The following is a 12,012-nucleotide window of genomic DNA, read 5'->3' on the forward strand; positions in this document are numbered from 1 at the left end:
AAAAGAGAGGGCATTTTTTCATGCCCTCCCGTTTGCAGACAAAATAATTTGCTATTCCATTATTGAGCCGTCTGGGTGAAACAACGGCAGTTTTTCCAAATAGATGATGTCGCTGCGGTCTGCCGCCTCGCCTTCGGCTAAAACCGCCATGCGGCCGGAAATAATGCCGCCTACGTGGTTCACCAGCTTTTCTAAAGCCGCTAAAGATTCGCCTGTGCTGATAACGTCGTCTACAATTAAAACGCGCTTGTTTTTCATAAACGCCGCGTCGCTTGCGTCGATGCTCAGTTCCTGCTGGTGGTCGGTGGTAATGGAGTTCACCTTCACGGTGACAATGTCTTTCATGTAAAGCTTGGGCCCCTTGCGGGCAACGATATATTTGTTCGTGCCGGCCTGGCGCGCCATTTCGCAGATTAAGGGAATTCCCTTTGCCTCGGCGGTTAACATCACGTCAAACTCCGGCGCGCGGGAGAGAAGCTCTTTTGCGCAGGCTGTAGTAATTTCCACATCGCCGAACATGATGAAAGCGGCGATATATAAATCGTCCGTCACGCGGCAGAGTGGCAGGGACCGTTTTAAGCCCGCAATTTCCATTTCATAAGCAGTTTTCATTGGTAAATCAAAACCTTTCAAAATTTGCTTTTGCCCGCCGTGTCGAAATGCGCCGGACAACGTTTTTATTATATAAAAATTGGAGCGCTAAGTCAATAAGGAATTTTAAAATTCGCAATTTCATGTAAAATTGTGAAAAAATTTACTTTTTTTATAAAATACACTTGCATTTTTGGACAAATTCATTTAAACTATAGTATAGGAAAATTGTGTATATTAATATTTATGGAGGTTAACTTATGATATCAGCAGGAGAATTCAGAAACGGCGTTACGTTTGAAATGGAGGGCAACGTGTTCCAGGTTGTGGAATTTCAGCACGTAAAGCCGGGAAAGGGCGCAGCGTTTGTCCGCACAAAGCTGAAAAACGTAATTACAGGGGCCGTGGTGGAAAAAACGTTCCGTCCCACTGAAAAAATGCCCAAAGCGCATATAGACAGAAAAAGCATGGCTTATTCATATAACGACGGCGATCTTTACTATTTTATGGACAACGAAACATTTGATATGATGCCCTTGGGCAAAGATCAGCTTGGCGACGCGCTTAAGTTTGTAACGGAGAATATGAACGTTACAATTCTGTCTTATAAAGGCAGCGTGTTCGGCGTTGAGCCCCCCACCTTTGTGGAGCTGAAAATCACCGAGACGGAGCCGGGCTTTAAGGGCGACACATCTACCGGCGCAACAAAGCCTGCAACGCTGGAAACCGGAGCTCAGATTAATGTTCCCCTGTTTGTTGACCAGGGCGACACCATCCGCGTAGACACAAGAACCGGGGAATATATGGAACGCGTTTAAGGAATACTATATTTTATTGGCAAATCAGCCAAATTTTGAAAGGAGCGAGGAATTATGGCATATCTCAGCGAGAAAGTAGCATACTTAAAAGGCCTGGCCGAAGGCATGAAACTGGACGACACAAAAAACGAGGGAAAAATGCTTTTGAAAATCATCGACGTGCTGGATGAAATTGCAGCAACCGTTGAAGAGCTGGACGAAGAAGTTTTAGATAACACAGAACGCATTGAAGAGGTGGAGGACTGCTTAGACGACGTGTGCGAAGACCTCTACGACGACGAGTGCGACGGTTGCACCGGATGCGACGGCGATGAAGATGAGGACTTTGACGAGGAAGAGGAGGACATGGAATTTTATGAAGTGGAGTGTCCGTCCTGCAAGGAAAAAGTTTATTTTGACGAGGATATGATTAACGACGAGGTATTAATCTGCCCCAACTGCAACGAAAAAATTGAAATCGAGTTTGAAGAGGGAGAGGAATAATTCATGGGTTCCTGCTGTTTCACAGGCCACCGGGCAATGAGCATGGAGGAGCAACAGCGGATTTATCCAATCCTGATGGAAAAACTTACAGAAGCAACGGCAAAAGGCGTCACCGTTTTTAGAAACGGTGGCGCCTTAGGCTTTGACACGATGTCGGCTTTGAGCGTAATTAAATTAAAGGAAAGACATCCGCAACTCAAGCTCTTTATCGACGCGCCCCACAGGGGCCAGTCGGAACGTTGGGAGGAGTTTGACAGAAATGTTTATGAATATATATTGGCCCGTGCCGACAAGGTTACGTATGTATCGGAACGCTACCAGAGGGGCTGCATGCAGAAGCGCAACCGCTTTATGGTAGACAATTCTGACTTTGTGATTGCATATGTAAAAAGAATCCGCGGCGGTTCCTATTACACTGCCTGCTATGCAGAAAGCCTGGGCAAGGAGGTTGTTTATTTATGACCGTCTTCGCGCGCAGCGTTTTCAGCCGCCAGCCGGTCAATTTGACCCATGTCCTCCGCTAAATCTGTTTTGCCCATTGCCGCCCGCTCCAGGGCGGTTATTTTTTTCAGCATTTCCACAATAATGTCGTTCTGGCTCTTTAAAAGCTTTCGCACAGCCGCCATGTCAGCGGTGTAAACACTGCGGCGCACATAGTCTGTGCCGGGCGTTCCGTGCCGTGGATTAAATTCCAGCTGCTGGGCGTGTTCCGTGCCGGCGGGGGTATTCTGCCTGCGGTGACTTTCCGTGCCGCCGTTGGGAGTTTCGCTCCGAAGCGCCTGTCTTCTGGGCTTTTCTTTCGGAGGGTGCTCTAAAATGTCACGGGTTAAGTAGAGCATAATTTTCCCGTCCTGGCGGTAGCCATAGGTGAAAAAGCTTTCGCTGTCCGACTGAATGTGGTACAGCACGTTCTCCTGGGTGGTGCCGCGGATATATTTTTTCGGTGCATTCCACTTGTTATTTTCCGACAGCGCGGTGGTCATTACCAGCCCGTTTTCACACCAGCTGATGGACAGGCGGCCGCCGACGTCCGACATCGCAAGTCCCTCCGACTGGCCGGAAACCAAATGCACAGCAGAAATGGCGCATTCATCGGTGTTGGTGTTTTTTGTCAGGAACAAAATGTTTACAAACTTGTCAAAGGCGGCATAGGCGGCAATTTGCAGGTTGTCATCTTCATCTGCCGTTATTGCGGCGTGCTCTAAATTGCAGCCGCAGTCTAAGGGCTGAAACCCGTCAAAATCCTTCCGCGACCAGCGGAACTTTTTGGTGCCGTAAACCTCCTCGCCGTTTCGGTAGAGCAGGGTTAAATCGCTGGTTTGATGGCTGCAGACAGAAAAGTCCGTGCCTTGAATGTAGTCCACCACCTTGGGTTGCCCGGCAGCATCGCCTAAGAGTTGGTGCACCAAAATATCGTCATCCTTAGAATGAATGACATAAAACAAATTTACAAAATTTCCAATGAGGGTTAGCGTGAGATTTTTAAACGCAGGCGTTTTATCCCGGTTCTCCAAAAGCCGGCGGGTGGTCCAGGTTTCCCCGTCGAAGGTTAAATATACAATGGCTCCGGCTGCGTCCTGGCACACAACGTGGATGTGTTTCTCCGTGGCGGCGGCGTAAAAGTCGTCATAGGCGCCGGGAAGAATACACTCCGAAAATGTAAATCTGGCATCGGCCTTTTTGCTTACACAAAGCCCCTGGGCGGGTTTTATAAAAAAGTGATACCAGGTGCCGCCAAAGGCAATAATATGTTCTCTCTTCATCATTTTCACCTTTCCATGTATTACGTTTGCTTATTAATAACGTATGAACCTTGGAAACTGAAAATGCCTTTCGTAAAATTTTTTTTAAAATTTTTAAAAGCAGGGAACTTTTTGCAAAAATGAACGTCACAATTAATAAACCGGGGCAATTTATAATTGCCCCGGGAGGATTGACAAAACTACATGCTAATTTTGGCAGAAAGGGAAATGATTATGAAAAAAGTAATATCGCTTATGCTGGCGGTTCTGATGAGCCTGTCGGTTTCAGGCGCTGTGTTTGCAGACGCCGAGGTCAGCGAAAACATGAAAAATGCAATTTTGCTGGCAAAGGACAAACTGGGAATTGACGACGAGACTTATGTTATGGAGGACTGTTCTGAAACGGAAAACCGCGGCGAAAAAACCTATTCCATCACCTGGAAAAGCCGGGGCGAATATGACAGCGGCAATATATCTGTGGAAATAGATGGTGACGGACTGGTGTGGGGCTACGGAGAATATAACCGCAGCAGCGAATCAAAACCCCTTCCGGCCTGCACGTGGGACGAGGGAAAACAGGCGGCCCAGGCATTTTTAGAGGCCATGAACCCGCAAGTGGCCAAAGAAGCCGTGTTTGATAACATTATTTATTCAAAATACAGCGGAAACTTTACCGTTACATATGTGCGTATGCACAACGGCATTAAAGTGAACAACACAGCGGCAGTTACGGTGAACGCGGATACCCGGAAAGCCGTGGGGCTAGACTCCAACTGGAACAAAAATGCGACCTTTGAAGAGGGCACTCCCATCTCGCTTGACCAAGCGAAAGACGTGTTCAAAAGCGACATCGCCTACGACCTTTATTACTATGAAAAAGCTCCGTCCTATTATGCGGACGATGCGGCAGACAATGAGATATGCTTAATTTATATGATAAAAGGCGAAAATAAGTATATCAACGCGTTCACCGGAAATCTTGAAACTTACGGCGAGCTTGCCAAAAACAGTGGCGGTGGTTCAAGTTCAAGAAACGAGGCTACGAAAGACGAAATATCCGACAGCGGCGATAAACCTTCCCTCTCTGAAGAAGAAATTGCTTATATTCAGGAGGTAGAAGGCCTCATTTCCAAAGAGGAGGCAGAAGCAAAAGCCCGTGCTGTTTCCGAATTTCAGCTTAGCAGCGAAATGAAGCTAACCGCGGTTTCGTTAACTACGTCTTACCGCGACGAATATATTTACCGCCTGTCGTTCCACAACGGTAAGGAGGATGAAGATTATAAATATGCCTCCGTTACGGTGGACGCGAAAGATGGCGTGGTAATCAGCTTTGACTCCAGTCCTTGGAGCTACCGGGAACTGACAGAGGAGGAGAAGGCTGAAAAACCGGCCATTGATAAAGCAAATGCGCTGAAATTCATTCAGCAATATTATCCCGATTTGGCCGGCATGGTGGAAAACACACAAAATAATGAATATACCACCTATTTTGCCAGGGTGCACGATGGCGTAGCGTTCAGCAACAACGGTTTTTCCTTTCATTACCGCGACGGCAAGCTGGCCTCCTTTGACCTTTCCTGGTCGAAGCTGGACATTCCGTCAAAATCCGCGGCGAAACCATTGGATGAGGCCTATGGCGTGATTTTGGGCGAGGACAAATTTACCCTAAGCTACATTCCTACCTACAACGAAAACCAGTGCGAAATGAAGCTTGCCTACAGATTAGATGATGTGTCTATCTACAGCGCGGTGAGCCTGCGTCCGTTAAATTACAGAATGGAAGAAAAGGAAGATTTTGAAATTGCTTACACCGATATCACAGGCCACTATGCGGAAAATGCAATTCGAAAGCTGGCAGAAGTTGAGCTTGCCCTGGGTGACCCGAAGGAGAACGAATTCCACCCGGAAGAAACTGTGAAGCAGGAGGAGTTTCTAACCTTTGTCTGCAAAGCGTTTGACCGAGGCACCCATGATATGTATAAAAACTTAGTTTCGTCCGGTATTTTAACAAAAGAAGAAATTGCGCCGAAAAAGGACGTTACCAGAATGGAAGCAATTCGTTACATTGTGAAGCTATTTGGCATGGGCGAGGTTGCAGAAAAAACCGGCATTTTTAAAGACATTTACACAGACGTCAGCGAGGCTGACAGAGGCTATGCGGCAATTGCAGCCGGATATAAAATTGTAAACAGCGAGGTAACAGAGCTTTATCCCGAAAACGGGCTGAGACGCGCAGACGCTGTGATGATGATGTATAACTGGCTGACAAAATAAAACTCCATTTAAAATGGAACCCCTCACGCAAACAGCCCGGAAAGCACATGCTTTCCGGGCTGTTTGTCATATGGTTTTTAAATAGGTTAAAACGTCTTGCTTCATTTGTAGAATGTTCATTTTTTTGTCCCCGCGATACCAGTTTAAAAACACGCCGGTTTCAGCACAGGCACGTTTTGTTAAAATGTCTTCCAAATTTTTAGCCGCCTGGGTTAAGAATACGCGCGCTTCCTGTTTATTTTGCCTCCTTGCAGAATCCGTCCCAAGCTTTACGTTTTTTGCATAATCATATAGGCAGTGCATAACATAACTGTGCAGTTCTAAAGAGCTGATTAAGTGCGCTTTTGCCGCGCCGCTGACGCCGCTTTCTTTTTTTACGTCGGCATACACTTCGTTAAACCCTATAGACGCGGCTTCAAACAGCTTTTCCATGCCTGGGTCGTGAAAATGTTCATCGCCTGTCATTAAATCCTGTGCAAAGCGCCGCAGGAAGCCGTCGTTAAGCGAGAGGTTATGGAAAGGAAGCGGGCCATATTCGTGATAGTTAAAATTGTTTCTATCGCAATACCAGCGCAAAAGCTCGCCGCTCCCTTCTGCAAAGGCGTTGAAATAGCGCCGGTAAAATGTGCAAACCGTTTCTGCCGCACCGCCGTAAAGCTGCGTGCAATATTGTAAAACGGTGTCGGTTGCACTGCTTATATCCCATGCCATTTTTGAAAATCCGAAGGCCGACATGGTAAATTCTCTGATGTTCGAAATGTTTAAAATGGCATAGTCCCCACAGGCGGATTGAAGGGCTGTTTCAAGGCAATAACGCATTTTTTCCGGTTGCGTGCCCTCGGTTAAGTGGGGGCCCCAGTTCCAAAACTGCACATGGTAATATACACCGTAACTTCGGCCTTTTTCCCGCTTAACCCGCCAAAAATCGTCCGACCACAACTGGTTATACCCAATATCAGAAAAAATGATGGTCGTCTTTTGGGGAATGGTTAAAAAGCCCTGGTTAAACAAATCCGCCCCCTCCATCCACAGGGTAGCAGTGGAATAAAAGTTTTCCGTGCCCAAAACGTCTTTCACCAGCTCATATTGGGCATGAATCGCGTCGGAAATCAGGCTGCCGCGCTCCTTTGGCGTGCTGCCTACCAGCCTGTCGGCGTGCCACACCGGGCGGTCTGCCTTTCCCCTAAGTCCAAGCTGCCAGATAACACGGGGATATTTAGCCCATTTTTGCGCATAGTGCCGCCAAATTTCAAACATTTTTTTCCGGTTTGAGATGAACGAAATTTCGCACTTCTCACCGCGGGCTTTCAAATAGTTTTGAAAGGTAAAGTAAGAAACGCCCATAGGTTCAATGTGGTGCTGGGAAACATAAAGCCCGCGGCGAGCGCAAATTGCAACCAGCGTTTCTTCTGCCGGATTACAAATGTCCACGAAAGAGGAGGGAATGATCAGATTCATCTTAAGCCGCAGAGCGGTTTCCGCCACCATTTCCATTGCCTGCGGATGAATGACCTGGCCGTAGAACGGATAGTCGATATCCCGTATTCCGCCATTTTCCATCCACTCTGTTAATAAGTCTTCGTCGTTTAAAAAGAAACCGCGGAAGCCAAAGCTTTTTGGTCTGCCGGAAATGATTTGTGCCGGAACGGCCAAATTCTGCCGCACATCGGGCAGAACGCCGTCAAATAAATAGCAGGGCGGAATGTTTAAAATCTCCTCGCAAAAGGTGTAAATGCCCCACATGGTGCCAAAATCGTCTGTTCCTAAAATATAGATCATATTTTCCTGAACTGTGATGGCATAGCCCTCTTTGCCTGTCGGCTGTTCTGCACCTCTTGCCGCTTCTGCCGCCTGTGGATTGGAAACCGTGCCGATAAATATTGAGTTTGCCTTTGGCACGCCGTAGGCAAGCGGTTTCGGGCGTTCTTTGCCGGACAATCGGCAAAGGTCTTTTTGCAAATCCTCTGCGGCAAGATACACCCAGCTTTCCTCACCGTCTGCGGCAAAAATTTCTGCGCTCTTTCCATTTTCGATTAGCTGAAACATAATGGTTCTCCTCCTTTTTTCTTGATTATATCACAGTTGTTGGCTGCGTCAAGCAATAAAACAGGAAAAAAGTTGCACAATTCGCTACGTCTTGACAGCGAACGGAATGGGGGATATAATGAATAAAAAAGGAGGGCGGATAAATGGAACGGTTTATGGTTTCAACTACCGCGCCGATACAGCATTTAAGCTGGGTGGCGGTGGAGCGTGAGAGGGGCCGCGTTGTGAGCTTTTCCGGCGGCAGGCTGTGGGACACGCTGATTGTGGTGGTGGAGGGGAGTCTGCTGTATCAGCCCTGCGGCAAGCGGGCGTGCGACGGATTCACAGCCCAAAAGGGCGACTGCGTGTTCTTTCCCCGCGGCGCAAAAAACATCTGCACCTATTTAGAGGGCCGCAACAGAATCATCAGCGTGCAAATGCAGGCGGCGGGACAGACGGCTTTTTTTCATAACCGTCCCAAGCTTTATCCCAACGCAGCGGCGGACGGGGAGGTGAACAGAGTTATCACCTCGGTGCTTTCCTGTGAGGACATTGAGCCCCAGGCACGTTCCCTTTTTTTAACCTCCCAGTTCTATCTGCTGTTATATCATTTAAAGCGCAGCTTTTTAAACAGTGCGGAATGGGAGCAGAACCAAAGGGACTATCAGCGTTTAAAGCCCGCCATTGACGACCTGACGCTGCATTTTTACGAAAACAGGAAAGCTGCGGAATATGCCGCCATGGTGCACATGTGCGAAAGCGGGTTTCGGAAGCTGTTTTTAAAATGCATGGGCCAAAGCCCCATTGCATACCGCAACGCGGTGCGTATGCAAAAGGCGAACGACATGCTGACAAGCGGCGAGTTTTCTGTCACCCAGGCGGCCCAAGCGGTAGGGATTGAGAACCTCTCGTTTTTTTGCCGGGAATATAAAAAATTTTTTGGCACATGTGCAAACCGAAGAAGCGGCGGCTGAAAAATTTTTGGAAAATTATCTATTTTTGCCGCGGTGAGCCGGAGGCACGGACTTTTTTAACTTTTTTTACAAAATAAAGTTTTCTTTGGATATTTTTAAGCAGCATACAAATAATAGGATTGTAACAAAACGTTAAAAAAGGAGATTTTTAAAAATATGAAAGCGACGGGAATAGTCAGAAGAATAGACGACTTGGGACGCGTAGTTATTCCGAAAGAAATCCGCAGGACACTCCGCATCAGAGAAGGCGCACCTTTAGAAATCTACACGGGCAAGGACGGCGAAGTTATATTTAAAAAATATTCTCCTGTGGGAGAGCTTGGCGAGTTTGCGGGTGACTATGCGGAAACGTTGGCGAAAACAAGCGGTTTTCCCATCTGCATTACTGACATGGACAGCGTTATTGCCGTTTCCGGCGTGCCCAAGCGCGAGCTTTCCGACAAGAAAGTAAGCACCGACATTGAAAAGCTCATGGAGGAGAAAACCACCTTCATCTGCCGGGGACAGGAAAACAAAACCGTTCCCGTTATAGAGGGCAGCGAAAAATATAACGCGGGCATTGTGGCCCCCATTGTGTCCGAGGGCGACACCATTGGCTCAGTGGTGTTCTTTTCAAACGAGCAGGCTCCGAAAATGGGCGAGATTGAAGAAAAACTTGCGCTTTCCGCAGCAGGATTTTTAGGACGGCATATTGAGCAGTAATCAAATAGAAAGAAAAGCCCGGAGATTTCACTCCGGGCTTTTCTTCTGCGCCAAACCACTTGATTTTAAAACCAATTTATGTTAAACTGTTTTTAACATTTTACGATGACAAACCACAACAGGAGGATTTGCACATGGCAGAACAAGTAACAATCAAAAACGAATTTTTAACGGTGGACATCAGCACCCTGGGTGCGGAAATCCAGCGCGTTAAGGGCGCGGGAGGCACAGAATTTTTGTGGAATGGGGACGAAGCGGTCTGGAGCGGCAGGGCCCCTATTCTGTTTCCCATCTGCGGCGGCCTGAAGGAGGACAAATATGTGCTGGAGGGCAGGGAATATACCATGTTCAAGCACGGTTTTATCAAAAATAAAACCTTTACCGTTGTTACGGCGGAAGACGCTAAGGCCGAGCTGGTGTTTTGCGCAGACGAAGAAACGAAAAAGGAATATCCCTATTCTTTTGCTTTCCGTGTAATTTTTGAGCTGACAGGAAACAGTCTCGCCGTTTCCTACAAGGTTGAAAACGAAAACGGTAAAACCATGTATTTCAGCGTAGGTGCCCACGAGGCATATGCCTGCCCGGACGGCATTGAAAATTACAGCGTGGTGTTTGAAAAAAACGAAACCTTAGACAGCTACATTTTAGACGGAAACCTGTTGGAGAAAAATTTTATCCGCGTTATGGAAAACGGCACGGAGTTCCCCTTAAAGTATGATTATTTTCAGGTAGATGCGTTGGTGTTTAAAAGCCTGCAGTCAAGAAAAGTGACACTGGTTCATAAAAATTCAGCAAAAAAAGTTACAGTTTCCTTTCCAGGGCATGACTTTTTCCTGCTGTGGACCAAGCCCACGGGACGATATATCTGCTTAGAGCCTTGGTGCGGCATTCCCGACGGGGTGGACGCAGATTTCGATTTTGCAAACAAAGAGGGAATTATCCCCCTGCCGGCTGGTGAAACTTACACGGCAGTTCACACCATAACCTTTGAGGAATAAATTGAACGATTAAATAAAAACAACAGGGAGGCATTTGAAAATGAAACCGGAGCTTGTTAAATTCACTGTTGCGCCATCGGTGGTGCAGGCGGACTGCGAAAGCGAAATTCAAATTACAAGTCAAGACGGCTGTTTCCAGTTTTTCGACGACGTGACCTACGACGTGGAGTTTATTCCCATGGAGGAAAGCGACGTCCCCATGGATCAGGCCATGTCGCTGTGTGGGTTCGACCTGAACAGAAAATCCGTTCAGGCCAGGCCGGAACACGGCATTTTAAAACTGCGCTATTTCTTTTCGGGCGAGCAGGAGTGGAAAATTCACATTTCTACAGTCGGATATGGGCCGCATTTAAACCCGCTTTATGAACCCTACCGCCCCTATTGGGACAGCTTGATGAAAGCCCCGGAGCAGGGCGTATACCTCTCCGTCTATTCTTTGAAGCCCGACCTGCTTGGCCGGCGGGCGCTGAGGGGCGATTTGCACATTCACACGTCGATATCCGATGGGAAGGAAACGCCTGAAATGGTTGCGGCCGAATACCGCGCCGCAGGCTATGACTTCATTGCCATAACCGACCACAACGTTTTCGGCACGGCAAAAAATGCAATAGATAAGTTTCAGTTTCAAACGGATTTTCAAATATTCATGGGCGAAGAGGTGCACAACGGCTATGCGGGCTATTTCCACATGGTGAACGTTGGCGGAACCTACAGCGTGAACGATATCTATTTAAACGATCCCCAGCGGGTGGAAAAAGAGGCCCAGGCACTGGCGGAAGAAGTGGAAGTGCCAAAGGGCTTGGACAGGCGCGAATATTTAAACCGAGTTTGGCTTTACCGGGAAATTAAAAAAAGCGGCGGGTTTGCTATTTATCCCCACCCCTACTGGCAGGTTTCTCACCACTATCACACGGAAACAAAAATGACGAGAGCAATTTTAAAAAACGGCCTCTGTGACGCCTATGAAGTGCTGGGCGGTTGCGGGCCGGAGGACAACAACCTGCAAACCGCACTTTACAGCGAGCTGCGGGCAGAGGGAACAGAGGTTCCGGTGGTCGGCTCAACCGACAGCCACTCGGTTTTAGACGCACGGACGCATTTTAAAAATGCGTCTACCATTGCATTTGTTCAAAACGGCGACGTGTTAGGTGCAGTTGCGTCGGGCTACAGCGTTGCAGCAGAGCACCTGCCCGGCGAAAGCACAAGGGTTTATGGTCCGTTTCGGCTGGTGAAATATGCCCAGTTCCTCCTGCAAAACTATTTCCCGGTTCACAACCGGCTTTGCCAGGCGGCGGGAACCGCAATTTTAGGGCTGGTGTGCGGTGAAAACATAAACGCTTTGGCAGAGGCGCAGGAGGCACGCGTTGCCTCCTTTGAACAACAATTCTTCGGCAGATAAGGAGTA

General features: G+C 47.8%; 11 protein-coding genes. 8 read left to right on the plus strand and 3 right to left on the minus strand.

The window, feature by feature from the left end; all coding sequences use genetic code 11:
• Positions 1 to 51: 51 nt before the first annotated feature.
• Positions 52 to 612 (minus strand): phosphoribosyltransferase family protein, encoded by a 561-nt coding sequence (locus WIG73_RS10095; protein WP_337400611.1) that lies wholly within the window; start codon positions 610 to 612, stop codon positions 52 to 54.
• A gap of 239 nt (positions 613 to 851) precedes the next feature.
• Between WIG73_RS10095 and efp the strand changes: the two genes are divergently transcribed.
• Genes efp through WIG73_RS10110 form a run of 3 tightly spaced genes read left to right on the plus strand, consistent with a single transcriptional unit; the run spans position 852 to position 2,354 of the window.
• Positions 852 to 1,409 (plus strand): elongation factor P, encoded by a 558-nt coding sequence (gene efp / locus WIG73_RS10100; RefSeq protein WP_337400423.1) that lies wholly within the window; start codon positions 852 to 854, stop codon positions 1,407 to 1,409.
• Positions 1,410 to 1,463: 54 nt separating this feature from the next.
• Positions 1,464 to 1,892 (plus strand): CD1247 N-terminal domain-containing protein, encoded by a 429-nt coding sequence (locus WIG73_RS10105; protein ID WP_177680633.1) that lies wholly within the window; start codon positions 1,464 to 1,466, stop codon positions 1,890 to 1,892.
• 3 nt (positions 1,893 to 1,895) lie between these two features.
• Positions 1,896 to 2,354 carry an SLOG family protein gene (locus WIG73_RS10110; protein WP_337400424.1) on the plus strand — a complete coding sequence of 153 codons (459 nt, stop codon included), beginning with the start codon at positions 1,896 to 1,898 and terminating at the stop codon, positions 2,352 to 2,354.
• On the opposite strand, the gene WIG73_RS10115 is transcribed toward WIG73_RS10110, so the two are convergent.
• A complete protein-coding gene (locus WIG73_RS10115; protein WP_337400425.1) occupies positions 2,345 to 3,658 on the minus strand; it encodes a hypothetical protein in 1,314 nt (437 codons plus the stop codon). The two genes, WIG73_RS10110 and WIG73_RS10115, sit on opposite strands and share 10 nt — an antisense overlap.
• Before the next feature lie 210 nt (positions 3,659 to 3,868).
• Here WIG73_RS10115 and WIG73_RS10120 point away from each other — a divergent pair, with 210 nt between their 5' ends.
• Complete coding sequence (locus WIG73_RS10120) at positions 3,869 to 5,908, plus strand: YcdB/YcdC domain-containing protein (protein WP_337400426.1); 2,040 nt, start codon at positions 3,869 to 3,871, stop codon at positions 5,906 to 5,908.
• A 66-nt stretch (positions 5,909 to 5,974) separates the two neighbouring features.
• Here WIG73_RS10120 and WIG73_RS10125 read toward each other — a convergent pair whose 3' ends face one another.
• On the minus strand, positions 5,975 to 7,954 hold the full coding sequence (locus WIG73_RS10125; RefSeq protein WP_337400427.1) for a glycosyl hydrolase 115 family protein: 1,980 nt from the start codon (positions 7,952 to 7,954) through the stop codon (positions 5,975 to 5,977).
• Between the two features lie 143 nt (positions 7,955 to 8,097).
• Between WIG73_RS10125 and WIG73_RS10130 the strand changes: the two genes are divergently transcribed.
• The 4 genes from WIG73_RS10130 (at position 8,098) to WIG73_RS10145 (ending at position 12,006) form a co-directional block, all read left to right on the plus strand.
• Positions 8,098 to 8,907 (plus strand): AraC family transcriptional regulator, encoded by an 810-nt coding sequence (locus tag WIG73_RS10130; protein ID WP_337400428.1) that lies wholly within the window; start codon positions 8,098 to 8,100, stop codon positions 8,905 to 8,907.
• A 156-nt stretch (positions 8,908 to 9,063) separates the two neighbouring features.
• Positions 9,064 to 9,609, plus strand: a complete 546-nt coding sequence (gene spoVT / locus WIG73_RS10135) for a stage V sporulation protein T (protein WP_177679400.1) — start codon at positions 9,064 to 9,066, stop codon at positions 9,607 to 9,609.
• A gap of 134 nt (positions 9,610 to 9,743) precedes the next feature.
• Positions 9,744 to 10,607 (plus strand): aldose 1-epimerase family protein, encoded by an 864-nt coding sequence (locus tag WIG73_RS10140; RefSeq protein ID WP_337400429.1) that lies wholly within the window; start codon positions 9,744 to 9,746, stop codon positions 10,605 to 10,607.
• A 40-nt stretch (positions 10,608 to 10,647) separates the two neighbouring features.
• The gene (locus WIG73_RS10145; RefSeq protein ID WP_337400430.1) at positions 10,648 to 12,006 is read left to right on the plus strand and encodes a PHP domain-containing protein; all 1,359 of its coding nucleotides are present in this window, start codon (positions 10,648 to 10,650) and stop codon (positions 12,004 to 12,006) included.
• Positions 12,007 to 12,012: the final 6 nt, after the last annotated feature.

Origin of the sequence: Congzhengia sp. (assembly GCF_037235575.1) — a bacterium.
Classification (GTDB): domain Bacteria; phylum Bacillota; class Clostridia; order UBA1381; family UBA9506; genus Congzhengia; species Congzhengia minquanensis.